Source organism: Streptomyces dangxiongensis, from assembly GCF_003675325.1.
Taxonomy (GTDB): Bacteria; Actinomycetota; Actinomycetes; order Streptomycetales; family Streptomycetaceae; genus Streptomyces; species Streptomyces dangxiongensis.
This window is the reverse complement of record NZ_CP033073.1, coordinates 3110926-3132834: the sequence shown is the minus strand read 5'-3', so window position 1 is coordinate 3132834 and position 21909 is coordinate 3110926. Positions and strand designations below refer to the sequence as shown.

The following is a 21909-nucleotide window of genomic DNA, read 5'->3' as shown; positions in this document are numbered from 1 at the left end:
AGGACGGCGGCCGGGCCCGCGTCGCCGAGCATGTACGCGATGCGCTCGGCCGGGTAGTCGGGGTCGACGGGCAGATAGGCCGCGCCGGTCTTCAGGACCGCCAGCAGGGCGGTGACCGTGAGTGAGGAGCGGGGAAGGAGGAGGGCGACCACGGCACCCGGCCCGGCCCCGCGGCCGAGCAGCAGCCGGGCGAGCCGGTTGGCGTCCGCGTTCAGCCGCCCGTACGACACCTCGCCCTCTCCGGGCACGTCGAGCGCCGCACGTTCCGGTCCCGCCGCCGCGTGGGCCTCGAACAGCGCCGGGAGCGTACGGGCCGGGCGGGCGCGGACCGTGCCGTGCCGCCCCGTCAGCAGGGTGCGGCGCTCCTGTGGGGTGAGCAGGGCGAGGGCGCTGAGCGGCGCGCCGGGCGTCCGGGCCGCGTCGGCGAGCAGCACCGTCAGCGCGCCGGCGAGCCGGTCGGCCGTCACCCGGGTGAACAGGTCCGCGCTGTACTCCAGGCGGACATCGAGCCCGGCCGGCCGCCCGGCCGCGGTGACGCGCTCCGTCACCTCGAACGCCAGGTCGAACTTGGCCGTGTGCGAGGGCACCGGCTCCAGGCCGGCCGTCAGTCCCGGCAGCGCGGGCAGCGACTCGCCGCCCGGGGTGACGGACAGCACCACCTGCACCAGTGGGTGCCGGGCCAGCGACCGCTCCGGCTTCAGCTCGTCCACGAGATGCTCGAACGGCAGCTCCGCGTGCGCGTACGCGGTCAGGTCCGTCTCGCGCACCCGGTCCAGCAGCGCCGCGAACGACGGGTCGCCGGAGGTGTCGGTGCGCAGCACCAGCGTGTTGACGAAGCAGCCGACCAGATCGCGCACCGCGTGGTCGGTCCGCCCGGCGACCGGGCTGCCCAGCGGCAGGTCGGTGCCCGCGCCGAGCCGGGTCAGTACGGCGGCCAGGCCCGCGTGGACCGCCATGAACAGGCTGGCACCGGCGTCCCGGGCCAGCTCGGCGAGCCGGGCGTGGGCCCCGGCGGGCACCGTACGGGTCACCGCGCCGCCGCGCTGGGAGGAGCGGGCCGGGCGGGGGAAGTCGGCGGGCAGCTCCAGCTCCTGCGGCATTCCCGCCAGCACCTCGCTCCAGTGGGCGAGTTCGGCCGACAGCAGGCTGTCCGGGTCGTCCTTGGCGCCGAGCAGCTCGCGCTGCCAGCGGGCGTGGTCGGCGTAGCGCACGGGCAGCGGCTCCAGGTCCGGTGCGCGGCCCGCCCGGCGTGCCGCGTAGGCCGCGGTGAGGTCACGGGCCAGCGGCCCGAACGACCAGCCGTCGGCAGCGATGTGATGGAGCGTCAGTGCGAGCACGTGTGTCTCGTCCCCGAGCGCGAACAGCCGTGCCCGCAGCGGGACCCGGGCGGACAGGTCGAACGGCTCGGCCGCCTCCGCCGCCAGCGCCGCGGCCAGGGCCGCCTCGTCCGGCACCGGTACGACCTCCAGGCCGGCGCCCGCACCGGCCGCCTCCTCCGGGGAGAGCACCAGCGGCGCCACCCCGGCGCCGGCCGCCACGAACAGCGTCCGCAGCGTCTCGTGCCGGGCGGCCACGTCCGCCACCGCCGCGCCCAGCGCACCGGTGTCGAGCGGGCCGGAGAGCCGCACCGCCAGGGGGATGTTGTAGCCGGCCGCCGCGCCCATGCGGTCCAGGAACCACAGCCGCTCCTGCGCGTACGACAGCACCACCGCCGCGCCGGGTGCCGCCGCCCGCAGCACGGGCCGGGCCGGTCCCCGGGCACCCTCCGGCGCCGTGGCGCCGGCCGTGGTGCCCGCCGTACCGTCCCCCGGTCCGGGCAGGGTGCGGGCCAGCGCCTCGGCGGAGCGGGCGTCGAACAGGGCGCGTACCGGGACCTCCGCGCCCAGCTCGGCCCGCAGCCGGTTGGTGACGCGGATCGCCGACAGCGAGTGCCCGCCGAGCGCGAAGAAGTCGTCGTCGGCACCCACCCGGTCCACCCCGAGGACCTCGGCGAAGACACCGCACAGCAGCTCCTCGCGCGGCCCGGCGGGCGGCCGGCCCGTGCCCGCCCGCCGCTCGGCCGGAGCGGGCAGCGCCTTGCGGTCCACCTTGCCGTTGGGGGTCAGCGGCAGCTCGTCCAGGAGGACGTACACGGCGGGGACCATGTGCGTGGGCAGCACCGCGGACGCGCGCTCCCGCAGCCGGTCGCGGTCGGTCCCCGCCGGTACGACATAGGCGACCAGGCGGGTGTCCCCGCCCTGGTCGGTGCGGGCGGTGACCACCGCCCGCTCGACGCCGGGCTGCGCGCCCAGCACGGACTCGATCTCCCCCAGCTCGATCCGGTGCCCGCGGATCTTCACCTGGTGGTCGGTACGGCCGCCGTACTCCAGGGCCGTGCCGTCCGGCGACCAGCGCACCACGTCGCCGGTGCGGTACATCCGGGTGCCGGGCGGCCCGAACGGGTCCGCGACGAAACGCCCCGAGGTCAGACCCGGGCGGCCCAGATAGCCGCGGGCCAGCCCTGACCCGGCGAGGTACAGCTCGCCGAAGCAGCCGTCGGGCACCGGGCGCAGCGCCGCGTCCAGCACGTACACCCGGGTGTTGGCGATGGGCCGGCCGATCGGCGGGGGACCGGCCGGTACGGCGGGCACGGGCGCCGCCGTCGACCAGATCGTCGTCTCCGTGGGGCCGTAGACATTGGTCACCGACGCGCAGTGCGCGGCCAGCGTACGGGCCAGCGGCTCCGGCAGCGCCTCCCCGCCGACCAGCGCGCGCACGGTGGCGAGGACCGGGGCGTGGCCGGCGGTGAGCGCCTGCCACAGGCTCGGGGTGGCCTGGAGCAGCGTCGCACCGCAGGCCGACACCAGCGCGGCGAGGGCGGCGGGGTCGCGGACGGTCTCCCGGCCGGCGACGACCAGCTCGGCGCCCGCCGCGAGCGGCACGAACAGCTCCAGGTTCGCGATGTCGAACCCGAACGTGGTCACCGCGAGGAACCGGTCCGCCGAGGTCACCGCAGAGCGCCGGACCATGTCGGCGACCAGGTTCACGAGCGCGCCGTGCGGAACGACGACCCCCTTCGGCCGGCCGGTCGAGCCCGAGGTGTGGATGACGTAGGCCGGGTGATCGGCGCACGGAGGAACGGGGACGGGAACGGGCGGTGCGGGCGGTGCGGGCGGTGCGGGCGGTGCGGCGGCGGACGGTGGCGTGGCGAGGCGCCGGGGGGTCTCGTCCAGGACCCACAGGTCACCGGTGAGCGCCGTGCCCATCCCGTCGAGCAGGGGGCGGATCCGGCGGTGGGTGAGCGTGACCACGGGGGTGGCGTCCGCCAGCATGTTCCGCAGCCGCTCGGTCGGGTGGTCGGGGTCAAGAGGGAGGTAGGCCGCGCCCGACTTCAGGACGGCCAGCGCCGCGACCACCAGGTCGGCGGACCGGTCCAGGGCGAGCGCCACCAGCCGCTCCGGGCCCGCGCCCGCCGCGGTCAGCTCCGCCGCCAGTCCGTCCGCCCGGTCGTGCAGCTCCCGGTACGTCAGCCGCTCGGCACCGCAGGTCAGCGCCGGGGCGTCGGGCGTGCGATCCGCCCACCGGGCCAGCAGCGGGGCCAGCCACGGCCCCGGCACCCGCGCTTCCGTGCGGTTGCGGTCCGCCACGACGCGGGCGGCCTCGTCGGCGTCCAGCAGGTCCAGCCGGCCGCACGGCTCGTCCGGCCGGCGCACCGTCTCCGCCAGCAGCCGTACGAGACACCGTCCGACCCGGCGGGCCTCGTCCCGCGCGACCAGCGCCGGCACATGGTCGACGGCCAGTCCGAACGGCTCACCGGGGAACACCGTCACGGTCAGCGGATAGTGCGTGGCGGACCGGATGTCCACGCCGGTCACCCGGGGCTCATCCGTGCCCGGCACCGACTCCGGGCCGCCCATCGGATAGTTCTGGAACAGCAGCACCGTGTCGAACAGCTCCCCGCGCACCGCGGTCCGCTGCTGGATCTCCGCCAGCGGCAGATGCTCGTGCGTCAGCAGCTCCGTGCGGGCCCGCTGCACCCCGGCGAACAACTCCGCCGGGGTCATCCGGGGATCGACGTCGACGCGCACCGGCAGGGTGTTGGCGAACAGGCCCACCATCCGCTCGACGTCCGGTAGCTGGGCGGGCCGCCCGGAGGCGACCGTCCCGAACACCACGGTGTCCTGCCCCGTCAGCCGGGACAGCAGCAGCCCCCAGCAGCCCTGCACCACCGCGCTGACGGTCAGCCCCCGCGCACGCGCGAAGCGGGCCAGGCCGGCGGCCAGCTCGGACCCCACCTCGACCTCGACCCGCCGGGGCAGCGCGGCGCCGGCGGCCACGGCCGGGACCGGAACTTCGTCCGCCGCCGCACCGCCGCCCGCGTCCTTCACCGCGTCCCCGGCCGTACCGACGCCCGTGTCCCCGGCTGCGCCTCCCGTCGCCGGTGCCAGGCGGGTCGGTTCCGTCACTCCGGTCAGTGCGTGGCGCCAGGCCTCGCGCGCGGCCTCCCGGTCCTGGGTCCCGAGCCAGGCGAGGTACGCCTGGTACGGGGGGCCGGCCGGTCCCTCCGGTGTCCTCCCGGCGCGGAAATCGGTGAAGAGGGCGCCCAGTTCACGCGTCAGCGTCGCCATCGACCAGCCGTCGACGAGGATGTGGTGCACCGTCCACAGCAGCCGGGCCCGCCCGTCGTCCGCCCGCAGCAGCGTGAAGCGGTGCAGCGGCGGCCGGGCCAGGTCGAAGCGGTGCAGCCGCTCCTCGCCGGCCACCCGGTCGAACCCGGCAACGGGCAGCCGCAGTTCCTGCCACGGCAGCTCCACGGTGCGGGGCAGCACCTGCACGGCTTCGCCGCTCCTTCGGTGCCGGAAGCACGCCTTCAGGTTCGGGTACCGGTCGAGCAGCGCGCCCGCCGCGTCCCGCAGTGCCACCGCGTCGGCGTCGGTCACGTCCGCGAGGTCGAGCACCAGTTGCAGCGCGTAGACATCCGTGGCGTCCCGGTCGTACGCGGAGAGGAACAGCAGACCCTGTTGCAGCGGCGACAACGGGAGGACTTCACTGATGGCGGATTGCCGGTTCAAGCCGTGCTCCTCACGGAAGAGCGGGACGGGCGCGGGAACTTCCACGGCCCGCGCGATTCCAACCGGACGACGATTTCACGAGCACGCTGACGCACAACTGACCGTCGGCTGACGGTTCTTGCCACGGTGGACGGCGCCGGTGCGCGTCAGCAAACCGTCAGTCCACGGTCAGCGCACGCCGACAGGCTTGCCGGCGACGCCCATTCGCTGCCGTAGGCCAGGAGTGCCAGTGCCGGTCATCACCGCGTCGTCGCATGAATTCGATGTCAGCGACCTCTTCGTGAATCTTCAGCCGCTGTTCGGGCGCCGGCTGTTCCTGAAGGTCGAGGGATTCAACTTCGCCGGATCCATCAAACTGAAAGCCGCCCGGGAGATGGTCGCCCAGGCAGGCGGAGGCCGCGGGCCTGCTCCGCCCGGGTTCCACCCTCGTGGAGTCCTCGTCCGGCAACATGGGCGTCGCCCTCGCCCTGCTCGCGGCGAGCCGCGGCTACCGGTTCCTGTGCGTGACCGACACCCGCTGCAACGCGGTGACCCGGCGCACCATGGAGTCCCTCGGCGCCGAGGTCCACGTCGTCACCGAACCGCACGAGAGCGAGGGGTTCCTCGGCGCGCGGATCCGCCACGTCAGGGCGCTGCTCGCCGCCGACGACTCCCGGGTGTGGCTGAACCAGTACCTCAGCCCCGGCAACTGGATGGCCCACTACCGCACCACGGCCCCCGCCATCGCCCGCCAGTTCCCCGACCTGAACGTGCTGTTCGTCGGCGCCGGCACCACCGGCACCCTGATGGGCTGCGCCCGCTGGTTCCGGGAGCGGCGGCCCTCGGTACGCGTGGTGGCCGTCGACAGCATCGGCTCCGTCACCTTCGGCGGGCCCGCCGGCACCCGGCACATCCCCGGCCTCGGCACCAGCGTGCGGCCGGCGCTGCTCGACGAGGACCTGGTCGACGCCGTGGTCCACGTCCCGGAGGCGGCCACCGTGCGCACCTGCCGGGATCTGATGCGGCACGGCTTCCCGGTCGGCGGTTCCACCGGGACCGCGGTGACCGGCGCCCTGCGCTGGCTGGAGCAGCACTACGGCGACGGCACGGGCGGGGTCCGTGAGCAGGTCACCGCGGTGACCATCTCGCCGGATCTCGGCGACCGCTACATGGAGACCGTCTACCACGACGAGTGGGTGCGCGGCGCCTTCGGCCCCGACGTGCTGGTGGAGCCGGCGGCGGACCGGGCGGACCGGGCGGAGCAGGACGGCGTGAGCGACCCGACGCCGGCCGCGGCAGCCGCCGCCGCTGACTGAACGAGCCAGGCGCGGCAGCCGCCACCGAGAACCGAACGAGCCGGACGCGGCAACCACCGCCGCGGACCGAACGAGCGGGTCGCGGCGACTGCCGCTGAGGACCGAACGAGCCGGGCGCGGCCGAATTCGAGAATGACGGAGAGCAAAGCGATGACGACAAACCGAGGCGCCGTCCTCCCGCTCACCGCGGCGCAGGCCGAGATCTGGTTCGACGAGCAGTTCGCCACCGGTCCCCTCGCCTACAACATGGCCGACTACATCGACCTGCGCGGCCCCCTCGACACCGCGCTGCTGGAGCGGGCGCTGCACCGCCTGGGGCACGAGGCCGAAGGGCTCCGCGTGCAGTTCGTGGAGGAGGCGGGCACCCCGGGCCAGATCATCCGGCCGCTCGCCCGACTGCCGCTCAGGGCGATCGACTTCAGCGCCGAGCCCGACCCGTCGGCCGCCGCCGTACGGTGGATGCGCGCGGACCACGCCGAGCCCCTGACGATCACCGACTTCCCGCTGTTCCGCGGCGCCCTGCTCACTCTCGGCCCCGAGCACCACCTGCTCTACCTCTGCATGCACCACATCCTGGCCGACGGCTTCAGCCGCGCCCTGCTCTACCCCAAGCTCGCCGCCCTCTACGCCCGGCTGGCCGCGGGCCACGACGACGCGGCCCTGGACGCCGACGCCATCCCGGCCTTCCACCACCTGCTCGACGGCGAACGCCGCTACCTGGACTCCCGGCAGGTCGAACGGGACCGCGCCTACTGGACCGGGCGCCTCACCTCCTCCGGGCACGGTGCGGCCCCCGAACTCGTCTCGCTCTCCGACCGCGACCCGGCCCCCGGCCGCAGCGCCCTGCGCCACACCACGCGGCTCACCCCGCAGGCCACCGACGCGCTGCGTGACCTCGCCCGCGCGGGCAAGGTCACCCTGCCGGTCCTCATGGTCGGCGCCATGGCCGCCTACACGCAGCGGGTCACCGGCGTCACCGAGCCGCTGCTCACCCTCCCGGTGACCGGCCGCACCGGTGCCGTCACCCGCGAGATCCCGGGCATGCTCGCCAACTACCTGCCGCTCGCCGTGCGCGTCCGCCCCGAGCTGACCGCCCCGCAACTGCTCCGGCAGGCCTGGAAGGAGGTCTCCGGCGCGCTCCGGCACCAGCGGTACCGCGGTGACCGCATCCGCCGCGACATCGGCCTGCGCACCGACGACCGGCGGGTGTTCGGCCCCTTCATCAACGTCCTCAACCAGGACCCGGCGCTGGTCTTCGGCGACTGCCGGGGCACGGTGGTCAACCTGTCCACCGGCATCGTCAACGACCTCATCGTGACCGTCCTCAACACCGTCGACGGCACCATGGAGATCCACCTCGACGGCAACCCCGAGCTGTACACGGACGTCGAACTCGCCGGCCACCTGGCCCGGTTCGAGGCGTTCCTGGCCGACCTGGCCGCGCTCCCCGCCGACCGGCCCCTCGCCCGCGTCGGCCTGCGCGCCCCCGGCGAGCCGGTCGGCCTGCTGGGCGGCTGGGACCCGCACACCGAGCGCGCCGGGTACGAGGGTCTGGTGGAGCGGGTGCGCTCGGTGGCGGCCCGTACCCCCGACGCCGTCGCCGTGGCCGACGCCACCGACCGCGTCACCTACCGGCAGCTTCTGACCCGGGCCGCCGGTGTCTCCGCCCGTCTGTCGGCGGCCGGTGCCGGGACGGGTGCGGTGGTGGCGATGCTGGCCGATCCGGGGGTGTCGTTCGTGGCGGGGGTGCTGGGTGTGCTGGGTGCGGGCGGGGCGTATCTGCCGCTCGATCCGGCGGCCCCGGCGGCCCGCAACGCCTCCCTGCTGGCCGACAGCGGCGCCCGGTACGTGCTCACCGGGGACGCGTACGAGGCCCCGGCCCACGACGGCCAGGCCGTCCTGCCGCTCACCGACCCCGCCGACCTCACCGCCACCGCCGAACTCCCGAACGCCGGCGGTGGCCTGGATCTGGCGTATGTGATGTTCACGTCGGGGTCGACGGGTCGTCCCAAGGGGGCGATGGTGCAGCGTTCGGGGATGGTGAACCATCTGTGGGCGAAGGTCGGTGACCTGGAGCTGGTGGCGGGGGAGGCGGTGGTGCAGAACGCGCCGCTGACCTTCGATGTGTCGGTGTGGCAGATGCTGGCTCCGTTGCTGGTGGGCGGGACGGTGCGGGTCGCGGGGGAGCTGGCGGCGGATGCGTCGGGGCTGTTCGCGATGGTCGCCGGTGAGCGGGTGGCCGTACTGGAGGTGGTGCCGTCGCTGTTGCGGGCCGCGCTGGACGCCTGGGACATCGAGGGGGATGCGCCGGAGCTGGCGGATCTGCGGTGGCTGATGGTGACGGGTGAGGCGCTGCCCGCGGATCTGTGCCGGCGCTGGCACGAGCGGTATCCGCGTGTGCCGCTGATGAACGCCTATGGTCCGACGGAGTGCTCGGACGACGTGACCCACGCGGTGATCCGGGCGGGTGAGGAGCTGGGGGCCCGCGTCCCGATCGGTTCGGCTGTGCGCAACACGCGGTTGTATGTCCTGTCGGACGAGTTGCAGCCGGTTCCGGTGGGTGTGCCGGGTGAGCTGTATGTGGGTGGCGCGGGTGTCGGCCGGGGGTATCTGCACGATCCGGCGCGTACGGCGGGTACGTTCCTGGCCGATCCGTTCGGTCCCGCGGGGACGCGGATGTACCGGACCGGGGACCGGGTCCTCCAGCGTGCCGACGGGCAGTTGGAGTTCATCGAGCGACGCGACCACCAGGTCAAGATCCGCGGTCGCCGGGTCGAGACGGGCGAGATCGAGGCCGTCATCCGGAACCTGGACGCGGTCACGGACGCCGCGGTCGCCGTCCTGCCCGACGCGTCCGGCAACCCGCGCCTCGTCGGCTACCTCACCGGCCCGGGGGTGGACGCCGCCCGCATCCGTGCCGAGCTGGCCCAGCTACTGCCGGCGTACATGATTCCGGCGTCCTGGCTGGTGCTGGAGGCGCTGCCGCTGACGCCCAACGGCAAGCTGGACCGCAAGGCGCTGCCGCAGCCGGCCCTGGCCGGTCAGGAGACCAGGCGGGCCGCGGCCGATGACCGCGAGCGGGTGCTCACGGACATCTTCGCCGACGTCCTCGGGGTCAGCGAGGTCGGCGTCGACGAGGACTTCTTCGCGCTCGGCGGTGACAGCATCCGGTCGATCCAGGTGGTCAGCCGGGCCCGTGCCGCCGGACTCGCCCTGACCACCCGCGACGTCTTCGAGCACAAGACGGTCACCTCCCTCGCGCGGGCGGCCGGCAGCTCGGACCGGGCCGCCGGGACCGCGCCGACAGCGCAGGACGACGGGGTCGGGCCGTACGAACTCACCCCGATCATGGCCCAGCTTCACGAGGAGACCGGCACGCTGGCCGGGCCCGTCGTCAAGTACAGCCAGCACATCGTCGTCAGCGTCCCCGCCGGACTCGACGCCGCGCTGCTCGACGCCGCCCTGCACGCCGTCGCCGACCACCACGACGCCCTGCGCACCCGGGCCACCGAACCGGCGCCGGGCCTGTGGCACATGGAGGTCCTCCCGCCCGGCGCCCTGACCGGTGTGCCGCTGGCCGGCACCGCGGAACCGGACGCCACGGGCGACCCGGCCCGCGCCGAGCGGCAGGCCGCCGCGGCCCGGGCCCGACTCGATCCGGCCCGTGCCGTCATGATCCAGGCCGTACTGCTCACCGCCCCGCCCGGAGCGGACACCGGCCGGCTGGTGCTGTGCGCCCACCACCTCGTCGTGGACGGTGTGTCCTGGCGCGTCCTGCTGCCCGACCTCGAAGCCGCCTACCGTGCCCTCGCCGAGGGCCGCGCCCCGGCACTCGACCCGGTCGGCACGTCGTACCGCGCCTGGTCCGCGCTCCTCGCCGAACAGGCCCGCACCCAGGTCCGCGGCGCCGAACTCGCCGTCTGGCAGCGGCAGCTCGAGGGGCCGGACCCGTTGGTGGGCACCCGCCGCCCGGACCCCGCCCGCGACGTCCACGGCACCCAGCGCGCCCTCCGCCTGGAACTGGGCCCCGCGGCCACCGCGCCCCTGCTGACCGAGGTGCCCGCCGCCTTCCACGCCGAGATCAACGACGTGCTGCTCACCGGGCTCGCCCTCGCCGTCGCGGACCTGCGCCGCCGGCACGGTCACGCCCAGTACGCGCAGACCCTGATCGAACTGGAGGGACACGGCCGCGAGCAGCTCCGGGACGAACTGGACCTGTCCCGTACCGTCGGCTGGTTCACCAGCGCCTTCCCGGTCCGCCTGGACGTCGGCACCCCCGACTGGGAGGAGCTGTGGGCGGGCGGCCCCGCCCTCGCCGGTGTCCTGAAGCGGATCAAGGAGCAGTTGCACGCCCTGCCCGGCCGCGGTGTCGGCTTCGGCCTGCTGCGCTACCTCAACCCGCACGCCGCCCGCGTCCTGGCCCGCCACCCGCGGCCCCAGATCGGCTTCAACTACATGGGCCGCTTCGACGCCCGCGAGGACCGGCCGTGGCAGCCCGTCGGCGGTGACGGCGTCGTCGGCACCGGAGCCCACCCCGGCATGCCGCTGCCGCACCTCATCGACGTCACCCCGGCGACCGAGGACCGCCACGACGGACCGCACCTGATCGCCAACTGGGCGTGGGCCGGGACCGCGGTCGCCGAGGAGGACGTGCGGGACCTCGCCGAGACCTGGTTCCGCGCGCTGGAGCTGCTCGGCCGGCACGCACCCGGCGCGGGCGGCCTCACCCCCGGCGACCTGCCGCTGGCCGGCCTGGACCAGGAAGAGATCGAGGCGTACGAGGCCGAACTCGCCGGCGCCGGGAGCCGACTGGCCGACGTCCTGCCCATCACCCCGCTCCAGCAGGGCATGCTCTTCCACGCCGACTACGACACGTCGGCCGACGGCGGCACCGACGTCTACACCCTCCAGATCGTCGCCGAGATCGAGGGCGACCTCGACCCCGCCACCCTGCGCGCCGCCGGCCAGGCGCTCCTGGACCGGCACCCGAACCTGCGCGCCTCCTTCCGGGCCCGGCCCGCCGGCGCCCCCGTCCAGCTCGTCCCGGACCGGGCGGAACTGCCCTGGCAGGAGATCGATCTGCGCGACCTGCCGGAACCGGAGCGGAGCGCAGAACTGGACCGGATCACCGAGGCCGAGCGCGGCCACCGCTTCGCCCTGGACCGCCCGCCGCTGCTGCGGTTCACGCTCGTCACCCACGGCGAGGGACGCCACCGCTTCGTCTGGACGAGCCACCACATCCTGGTCGACGGCTGGTCGATGCCGCTGCTGGTGCGGGAGCTGTTCACACTGGGCCGGCCCGGCGCCGACGGCACCGCGCTGCCCGCCCCCGTCCCCTACCGCTCCTACCTCGCCTGGCTGGCCCGGCAGGACGGCCAGGCCGCCCGCGCCGCCTGGCGGGAGGCGCTCGCCGGTCTCGACGGTCCGACGCTCCTCGTGGACGCCGGCCCCGACCGGACGCCGGTGCTGCCCGAGGCCCTGCAGGTCGACCTGCCCCGCGAGCTGACCGAGGCCCTCACCCGCTGGGCCCGCACCCGCGGGCTGACCCTCAACACCGTGCTCCAGGGCTGCTGGGCGCTGCTGCTCGGCCGGCTCACCGGCCGCCAGGACGTCGTCTTCGGCGCCGTCACCTCCGGCCGGCCCGCCGAGGTCCCCGGCGTCGAGTCGATGATCGGCATGTTCCTCACCACCGTGCCCGTACGGGTCCGGCTGCACCCCGGCACCCACCTCGCCGAACTGCTGCGCACCCTCCAGGAGCAGCAGACGGCACTGCTGCCGCACGAGCACCTAGGGCTCTCCGAGATCCACCGGGCCGCCGGCCTGACCGGCGAGGTCTTCGACACCGTCGTCCTCTTCGAGAACTTCCCGCTCGACGCCGCCGACCCGGCCACCGGCACCGGCGGCCCCCGTGTGCTGCGCACCGAGGCCCGGGACGCCCGCCATCACCCGCTCAGCATGGCCGTGTTCCCCGGCGACACCCTGACCCTGCGCTTCGACTACGCGCCCGACCTGTTCACCGGGGCCGACGCCGAGCGGATCGCCGTCATGGTCCGGCATCTGCTGCGGACCGTCGCCGACGGCGGCGACCTGCCGCTCGCCCGCGTCGACGTCACCGCCCCGGCCGTCCTCGGCCGCCCCGGCCGGCCCGGCGAACTCGGCGGCGTGCTCGGCTCCTGGGACCCCGCCCTGCCCGAGGAGAGCCTCGGCGTCGTGGAACGCGTCCGGGCCGTCGCGGCCCGTACCCCCGACGCCGTCGCCGTGGCCGACGCCACCGACCGCGTCACCTACGGCGACCTAGTCGAGCGCGCCGGAGGCCTCTCCGCCCGTCTGTCGGCGGCCGGTGCCGGGACGGGTGCGGTGGTGGCGATGCTGGCCGATCCGGGGGTGTCGTTCGTGGCGGGTGTGCTGGGTGTGCTGGGTGCGGGCGGGGCGTATCTGCCGCTCGATCCGGCGGCCCCGGCGGCCCGCAACGCCTCCCTGCTGGCCGACAGCGGCGCCCGCTGTGTGCTCACCGGGCGCGCGTACGAGGCCGAGGCCCGCGCGCTCGCCGGCGACACCACCGTCCTCTGCCTGGAGGACGCCCTCCACGACCACGCGCTCCCACCCGCCCTCGGCGGTGGCCTGGATCTGGCGTATGTGATGTTCACGTCGGGGTCGACGGGTCGTCCCAAGGGGGCGATGGTGCAGCGTTCGGGGATGGTGAACCATCTGTGGGCGAAGGTCGGTGACCTGGAGCTGGTGGCGGGGGAGGCGGTGGTGCAGAACGCGCCGCTGACCTTCGATGTGTCGGTGTGGCAGATGCTGGCTCCGCTGCTGGTGGGCGGGACGGTGCGGGTCGCGGGGGAGCTGGCGGCGGATGCGTCGGGGCTGTTCGCGATGGTCGCCGGTGAGCGGGTGGCCGTACTGGAGGTGGTGCCGTCGCTGTTGCGGGCCGCGCTGGACGCCTGGGACATCGAGGGGGATGCGCCGGAGCTGGCGGATCTGCGGTGGCTGATGGTGACGGGTGAGGCGCTGCCCGCGGATCTGTGCCGGCGCTGGCACGAGCGGTATCCGCGTGTGCCGCTGATGAACGCCTATGGTCCGACGGAGTGCTCGGACGACGTGACCCACGCGGTGATCCGGGCGGGTGAGGAGCTGGGGGCCCGCGTCCCGATCGGTTCGGCTGTGCGCAACACGCGGTTGTATGTCCTGTCGGACGAGTTGCAGCCGGTTCCGGTGGGTGTGCCGGGTGAGCTGTATGTGGGTGGCGCGGGTGTCGGCCGGGGATATCTGCACGATCCGGCGCGTACGGCGGGTACGTTCCTGGCCGATCCGTTCGGTCCCGCGGGGACGCGGATGTACCGGACCGGGGACCGGGTCCTCCAGCGTCCCGACGGGCAGTTGGAGTTCATCGAGCGACGCGACCACCAGGTCAAGATCCGCGGCAGGCGGGTCGAGACGGGCGAGATCGAGGCCGTCATCCGGAACCTGGACGCGGTCACGGACGCCGCGGTCGCCGTCCTGCCCGACGCGTCCGGCAACCCGCGCCTCGTCGGCTACCTCACCGGCCCGGGGGTGGACGCCGCCCGCATCCGTGCCGAGCTGGCCCAGCTACTGCCGGCGTACATGATTCCGGCGTCGTGGCTGGTGCTGGAGGCGCTGCCGCTGACGCCCAACGGCAAGCTGGACCGCAAGGCGCTGCCGCAGCCGGCCCTGGCCGGTCAGGAGACCAGGCGGGCCGCGGCCGATGACCGCGAGCGGGTGCTCACGGACATCTTCGCCGATGTCCTCGGGGTCAGCGAGGTCGGCGTCGACGAGGACTTCTTCGCGCTCGGCGGTGACAGCATCCGGTCGATCCAGGTGGTCAGCCGGGCCCGTGCCGCCGGACTCGCCCTGACCACCCGCGACGTCTTCGAACAGCGCACCGTCACCGACCTCGCCCGGACCGCGACCGAGGCGTCCGCCGACGAGACCGCCGCCGCACCCGAGGCCGCCGACGCCCTCATCACCCTCTCCGCCGACGAACTCGCCGACCTGGAACTCGAGTTGAGTGAGGACCTGTCGTGACCGACACCAGCACCGGGTCGAGAATCAGTGCGGTCCTGCCGCTCTCGCCGCTGCAGCAGGGGCTGCTCTTCCTGTCCTCGTACGACCGCACGGCGACCGACCACTACGTCCTGCAGTTCACCGCGGACATCGAGGGTGACGGCACGGACCTGGAACGCAGGCTGCGGGCCGCCTCCGCCGCGCTGCTGCGCCGGCACCCGAACCTGCGGGCCTGCTTCCGGCACCGCAAGAACGGCGAGCCGGTGCAGCTCGTCCTGCGCGCGGACGACGTCGAACCCGACTGGGCGCTGCACGACCTCACCCACCTGCCCGCGGGGGAACGGCCGGCCGCGGCGGACCGGCTCGCGCGGGAGGACCGGCGGCGCCGGATCGACCCGGCCCGGCCGCCGCTCATGCGGTTCGCCCTCGTCCGGCTCGGCGAGCGCAGCCACCGGCTGGTGTGGTCCGTGCACCACATCCTCGTCGACGGCTGGTCCCTGCCCCTCGCGGTACGCGAACTGACCCTGCTGGCCGGGGAACCGGGCACTCCCGCCCGGACGGACGCGAGGGACGGCACGGCCGCCGACACCGACACCGGACAGGACCGCGATCCGCTGCCCGCGCCCGCGCCGTTCGGCTCCTTCCTGGCCTGGCTGGGCACCCGCGACAGGACCGCGGCGCGGGCCGCCTGGGCCGAGCTGTTGCGAGGCCTCGACGGCCCCGTCCGGGTCGCCCCGGACGCCACCGGCACCGGGGAGCCGCCCGCCGAGGCCGAGGCCGTGCTGCCCCGCGCGCACACCGCCGCGCTGCTCGGCTGGGGCAGGGCACAGGGACTCACCCTCAACTCCGTCGTACAGGGCTGCTGGGCGCTGTTGCTCGGCCGGCTCACCGGCCGCGAGGACGTCGTCTTCGGCGCCGTCACCTCCGGGCGGCCCGCCGAGGTCCCCGACGTCGAGTCCATGATCGGGCTGTTCGCCAACACGCTGCCCGTACGGGCCGACGTACGGCCGGAACGGCCCGCGAGCGAACTGTTCCGGGGACTCGCCCGGCAGCAGGTCGCGATGATGCCGCACGAGCATCTGCCGCTGGCCGAGGTGCAGGCCGCCTGCGGCATCCAGGGGGAACTCTTCGACGCCGTACTCGCCTTCCAGAACTACCCGCTCGACGAGGAGGAACTGCGCCGGCACTCCGGGGGCACCGTCTCCGCCGCCCGGGTGCACGCGGCCACGCACTACCCCCTGCACCTCACCGTGCTGCCCGGCGACAGCCTGCGGCTGCGGCTGTCGTACCGGGCGTCGCCGCCGGGGGATGGCCTCGGTGCCGCGCGGGGCCTGCTGGACCGGCTGGTGCGCATCCTCGGTGAGGTGGCCGACACCCCGGACGCGCCCCTCGCCCACCTCGGCGCCCTCACCCCGGCCGAGGAGCACCGCATCCTCACCGAGTGGAGCAGCCCGCACCCCACGGCCCCGCTCGCCGACAACCCGACCACCCTCGACGAGACCGGTGGCCGGTCGGACACCATTCCCGGCCTCTTCGCCGGCCAGGTCGCCCGTACGCCCGACGCCGTGGCCGTCACCGGGCCCGGTGGGGTGCGGCTCACCTACCGTGAGCTGGACGAGCGGTCCGACCGGCTGGCCCGGGTGGTCGCCGGGCACGGGGCCGGGCCGGAGTGCCTCGTGGCCGTCGCCCTGCCGCGCGGTGCCGAGCTGATCGTCGCGGTCCTCGCCGTGCTCAAGGCCGGCGCCGCCTATCTGCCGCTGGAGCCCACGCACCCGGCCGAGCGCCTCGCCCACACCCTGCGGGACGCCCGCCCCGCGCTGTTGCTCACCACCACGGACACCCGGCTGCCCGCCCCGGCGGCGGACCACCCCGGCCCGCTCCGCATCGACCTCGACACGGACGCCGTCGACGCCGCGCCGGCCACCGCGCCCCCGCCCGTTCTCACCCCCGACCACCCGGCCTACGTCATCTACACCTCGGGTTCCACCGGCCGGCCCAAGGGCGTCGTCGTCCCGCACCGGAACGTCGTCCGGCTGCTGGACCGTACCGACCGGTGGTTCCGCTTCGGCCCGGACGACGTGTGGACCCTCTTCCACTCCATCGCCTTCGACTTCACCGTGTGGGAGCTGTGGGGCGCACTGCTGTACGGCGGGCGCCTGGTCGTCGTCCCGCACGGCGTCGCCCGCTCACCGGACGCCTTCCTGGACCTGCTGGCGGCCGAGCGGGTCACCGTGCTGAACCAGACGCCGTCCGCCTTCTACCAACTGATGCGCGCCGACGCCGACCGCCCGCGCGAGCTGGCGCTGCGGCACGTCGTGTTCGGCGGCGAGGCGCTGGACGTCGGCCGGCTCACCGACTGGTACGCCCGGCATCCGCACACCCCGCGCCTGGTCAACATGTACGGCATCACGGAGACCACCGTGCACGTGTCGTACCAGGAACTGGACCGGGAGCCGGCCGCGGCCGGCGGGGGCGGTGCCATCGGGCGGGCGATACCCGACCTGCGGGTGTACGTCCTGGACAGCGCGCTGCGGCCGGTGCCCGCCGGGGTGCCCGGTGAGCTGTACGTGGCCGGTCCCGGCCTGGCCCGCGGCTACCTGGGCCGGTCCGCGCTCACCGCCGGACGGTTCGTGGCCTGCCCGTACGGGGCGCCCGGCGAGCGGATGTACCGCACCGGTGACCTCGCCCGCTGGCGGCCCGACGGCACCCTCACCTACCTGGGCCGCGCCGACGAACAGGTCCAGCTACGCGGGTTCCGCATCGAACTCGGGGAGATCGCCACCGTCCTCGGCCGGCACCCCCGGCTCGCCGAGGTGGCCGTGGTGGCCCGCGAGGACCGACCCGGCGACCCACGCCTGGTCGCCTACGTCGTCCCACACGAGCCGGCCACCGTCCCGCACGGACCGGACGCCGTCCCGCAGGGACCGGATGCCACCCCGCACCAGCCGGATGCCACCCCGCACCAGCCGGATGCCACCCCGCACCAGCCGGATGCCGCCCCGCACCAGCCGGACGCCGTCCCGCACCGGTCCGGCGTCGTCCCGCACGAGCCGGACGGCGGGCTGTCCGACCGCGAACTGGGCGCCGAACTGCGGGCGTTCGCCGCCGAGCGGCTGCCCGACTACATGGTGCCCGCCGCCGTCGTACGGCTGCCGGCCCTCCCCCTGACCGCCAACGGCAAGCTCGACCGGCGAGCCCTGCCCGCACCCGCGTACACCACCTCCGCCCGCGCCCCCCGCACCCGCGAGGAGGGCGCCCTGTGCGCGGTGTTCGCCGCGGTCCTCGGGCTCGAACGCGTCGGAGCGGACGACGACTTCTTCGCCCTCGGCGGCCACTCGCTGCTCGCCACCCGCATCGTCAACCGGGTCCGCGCCGAACTCGGCGCGGAACTGGAGGTCCGCGACCTGTTCGAGGCGCCCAGCCCGGCCGCGCTCGCCGGCCGGCTGCGCGCCGCCGCGCCGGACCGGCCCGCGCTGACCGCCCGGCCGCGCCCGGCGGCCGTCCCCCTGTCCTACGCCCAGCAGCGCCTGTGGTTCATCGAGCGGCTCGGCGCGCCCGGCGGGCTCTACGTCATCCCCCTCGCGGTCCGGCTCACCGGCCCGCTCGACGTCCCCGCGCTCCACGCGGCGCTGCGCGACCTCGTCGCCCGCCACGAGGCGCTGCGGACCGTGTTCCCGGCGCGCACCGGCCCCGGTGCCGCCGCCGGCCCCGGTGCCGGTCCGGTGGGGAGCGTCGGCCCGGCCGAGCAGCGCGTGCTCGCGCCGGCCGACGCCCCCGTGCCCCTGCCCGCCGACCGCGTCACGGAGGCCGGGCTGCCCGCGGCCCTGGCCGCGGAGGTGGCCCGCGGTTTCGACCTGGAGACCGAGCTCCCGCTGCGGGCCCGGCTGTTCACGCTCGGCCCCGACGCGCACGTCCTGCTGCTCGTCCTGCACCACATCGCCGGCGACCGCTGGTCCCTCACCCCGCTGGTCCGGGACCTGACCGACGCCTACGCGGCCCGCAGCGCCGGCCACGCGCCCGCGCCGGCGCCGCTGCCGGTGACGTACACCGACTTCACGCTCTGGCAGCGCGACCTCCTCGGCGACGAGGACCGGCCGCACAGTGAACTCACCCGCCAGCTCGCGTACTGGACGGCGGCCCTCGACGGGCTGCCCGAGGAGCTGGCGCTGCCCCGGGACTTCCCGCGCGGCGCCCGCACCAGCCACCGGGGCGGCACCGTGCGCGCCACCCTGTCCGAGCGGCTCACCGCCGGGCTGCGGCGGCGCGCCGCCGAGTGGAACGCCAGCCCGTTCATGGTGCTCCAGGCGGCCCTGGCCGCCCTGCTCACCCGGCTCGGCGCGGGCACCGACATCCCGCTCGGCACGCCCGTGGCGGGCCGCGGCGACGAACGGCTCCACGACGTCGTCGGCATGTTCGTCAACACCCTCGTGCTGCGCACCGACACCTCCGGCGACCCCGGCCTGCGCGACCTCGTGGAGCGGGTGCGCGAGGGGGACCTGGCCGCCTACCGGTACCAGGACGTGCCGTTCGAGAAGCTGGTGGAGGTCCTCGCCCCGGAGCGCTCGATGGCCCGGCACCCGCTGTTCCAGGTGATGTTCGCCTTCCAGCAGGAGACGCCCGCCATGCCCGCCGGCCCCGCCGGGCTCACGGTACGGCCCGAGGAGGTGCCGTCGGCCACCGCCAAATGGGACCTGTTCTTCCAGTTCTCCGAGGCGGGCCCGCGCGTGGAACTGGCCCTGGAGTACAGCGCCGACCTGTTCGCGTCCGGCACCGCCCGGCGCATCGCCGACGCCTGCGTCCGGCTGCTCGGCGCCGCGCTGGCCGACCCCGGGCGCCCGCTGTCCCGGCTGGACCTGCTCGGCGCCGACGAGCGGGACGCCCTCCTGGCCCGCGGCACCCGCCGCACCGGCACCCCGGCCACCACGGTCACCGCACTCGCGGCCCGGCGGGCCGCCGCCACCCCGGACGCCGTCGCCCTGGTCCACCGGGACGCGGCCGGCCGCCTCACCCGCACCGGCCACGGCGAACTGCACCGCGCCGCCGGCCGGCTGGCCCACCTGCTGGCCGCCCGGGGCGTCGGCCGCGGCGACCTGGTCGCGCTCTGCCTGGAACGCGGCCCGGACACCGTGACCGCGCTGCTCGCCATCGCCCAGACCGGCGCCGCCTACCTGCCCCTGGACCCCGCCTACCCGGCCGAGCGGATGCGGGACATGCTCACCGACGCCGGGGCCCGGCTGCTGCTCACCCAGGACTCCCTGGCCGCCCGCTGCGCCGAGGCCGCCGGACCCGGCACCGAGCCGCTCGTCCTGGACGCGCCCGCCACCCGGGCCGCCCTGGCCGCCCTGCCCGGCCACGCGCCGGACGTGCCCGCACCCCGCCCCGACGACCTGCTCTACGTCATCTACACCTCCGGCTCCACCGGCCGCCCCAAGGGCGTCGCCGTCACCCACCGGGCCGCCGTACGCCTCGTGCACGGGCTGCCCGAGCTGGAGTTCACCCCCGACGACACGTTCCTGTACTTCGCGCCGGTCGCGTTCGACGCGTCCACCTTCGAGATCTGGGCGCCGCTCGTGCACGGCGCCCGGCTCGCCGTCTGCCCGCCGGGGCCGGCCGACCCCGAGGCGCTCGGCGCGTTCCTGCGGGAGGCCGGGGTGACCGTCGCCTTCCTCACCACCCAGTTCGTCAACGCCGTCGCCGACACCCGGCCGCGCGCCCTGGCCCCGCTGCGGGCCCTGCTCACCGGCGGCGAGGCACACTCCCGGGACCATCTGGACCGGCTGCGGGCCGCCCTGCCGGACACCACCGTGTACAACGTGTACGGCCCGACGGAGACCACCACCTTCGCCACCCTCCAGGACACCGCGGACGCCACGGACGCCCCGGTGGGCGTCCCCGTCGGCCTGCCCGTCGGCGACACCTGTGCCTACGTCCTCGACGAGGCCCTGCGGCCGGCGCCGCAGGGCGTGGTCGGCGAGCTGTACCTGGCCGGTCCCGGCCTGGCCCGCGGCTATCTGGGCCGGCCCGCACTGACCGCCGAGCGGTTCACCGCCTGCCCGTACGGGGAGCCCGGCGCGCGCATGTACCGCACCGGCGACCTGGTCCGCTGGGACGTCCGCGGCCGGCTCGACTACGTGGGCCGCGCCGACCAGCAGGTGAAGATCCGCGGCTACCGCATCGAACCCGGCGAGATCGAACGCCGCCTCACGGCCCACCCGGCGGTCGCCCGGGCCGCCGTCATCGTCGCCGGTGGCCCCGGCGCCCCCGCCGGCCGGCAGCTCGTCGCCTACGTGGTCCCCGCGCCCGGCGGTTCCGCACCCGGGCCCGAGGAACTGCGCCGGCACCTGTCGCGGGCGCTGCCCCCGTACATGGTCCCGGGCGCGTACGTGCCGCTGCCGGACCTGCCGAGGACCGTCAACGGCAAGCTCGACGTGGCCGCCCTGCCGCCCGCCCCGGACCGCCCCGCCGGTCCCGCCGCCCGTGCGCCCCGTACCGATGCCGAACGACTGCTGTGCGCGGCCGTCACCGAGGTGCTCGGCGTGCCGGCCGGCCCGGACGACGCGTTCTTCACGCTCGGCGGGGACAGCCTGAAGGCGATCCGGCTGGTCAACGCCGCCGCCCGCGCCGGGCTGCGGATCGGCCTCGCCGCCGTCTTCGAACACCGCACGCTGGAGTCGCTGGCCGCGAGCGCCGACGCCGACGGCGGCACCGTCGACCTGCTCGGACCCGTGCTGCCCCTGCGCACCGCCGGCAGCCGGCCGCCGCTGTTCTGCGTGCACGGCGGGCTCGGCTTCGGCATCCCGTTCGCGGCGCTCGCCGAACACCTGGACCCCCAACAGCCCGTGCACGCCCTCCAGGCCCGCGGCCTCGACGGCACCGGCCCGCTGCCCGGCACCGTCACCGAGGTCGCGGCCGACTACCTGACCCGGATCCGGGCCGTCCAGCCGCACGGCCCGTACCACCTGCTGGGCTGGTCCTACGGCGGCATCGTCGCCCACGAGATCGCGGTCCGGCTGCACGCGGCCGGCGAGGAGGTCGCCTACCTCGCCAACCTGGACGCCTATCCCCACGACGGGCGCGGCGTCCACCCCACCGACGCGGAGTTCCTCGCCGACTTCCTCACCGAGGCCGGCGTCGACGCCACCGGCCCGGACCGGCTCGACCCGCCGGCCGTCGCCGCCCACCTCCAGCGCACCGGCGGCCCGCTCGCCGGCCTGGGCCGGGCCACCCTGGAGCGGCTGCTCGCCGTCATGCGCAACCACCTCGACCTGGTCCAGCGGCACACCCCCAGCCGCTTCGACGGCTGCCCGATGACGCTGTTCCTGGCCGCCGACGGGCTCACCGGGGAGGAACGCGCTCTGAAGGCCAAGAGCTGGGAGCCGTACCTGGACCGGCCCGCCGAGATCCACGAGGTGCCCTGCGGCCACCAGCGGATGCTGCGGCCGGCCCCGGCCGCGCTCATCGGCGCCGCCGTGGAACACCGGCTGCGCGCCCTGGCCGCCACCCGCTGACCCTGCCGCCGACCGTCCCACCCACCGTCC

2 protein-coding genes and 2 pseudogenes are annotated in these 21909 nt (G+C 75.5%); 3 read left to right on the top strand and 1 reads right to left on the bottom strand.

The window, feature by feature from the left end; genetic code table 11:
* Positions 1-29 precede the first annotated feature (29 nt).
* A pseudogene (locus D9753_RS13765) lies at positions 30-5096 on the bottom strand (amino acid adenylation domain-containing protein); the annotation flags it as partial.
* 184 nt (positions 5097-5280) lie between these two features.
* On the opposite strand from D9753_RS13765, the pseudogene sbnA reads away from it, so the two are divergent.
* The 3 genes and pseudogenes from sbnA to D9753_RS37885 all read left to right on the top strand — a co-directional run bounded on the left by sbnA (position 5281) and on the right by D9753_RS37885 (position 21879).
* Positions 5281-6346: pseudogene (sbnA, locus tag D9753_RS13760) on the top strand (2,3-diaminopropionate biosynthesis protein SbnA).
* A gap of 150 nt (positions 6347-6496) precedes the next feature.
* Positions 6497-14392 (top strand): non-ribosomal peptide synthetase, encoded by a 7896-nt coding sequence (locus D9753_RS13755; protein WP_121787296.1) that lies wholly within the window; start codon positions 6497-6499, stop codon positions 14390-14392.
* Positions 14389-21879 (top strand): non-ribosomal peptide synthetase, encoded by a 7491-nt coding sequence (locus tag D9753_RS37885; protein WP_240468137.1) that lies wholly within the window; start codon positions 14389-14391, stop codon positions 21877-21879. The genes D9753_RS13755 and D9753_RS37885 overlap by 4 nt, the downstream gene beginning before the upstream one ends.
* Positions 21880-21909: the final 30 nt, after the last annotated feature.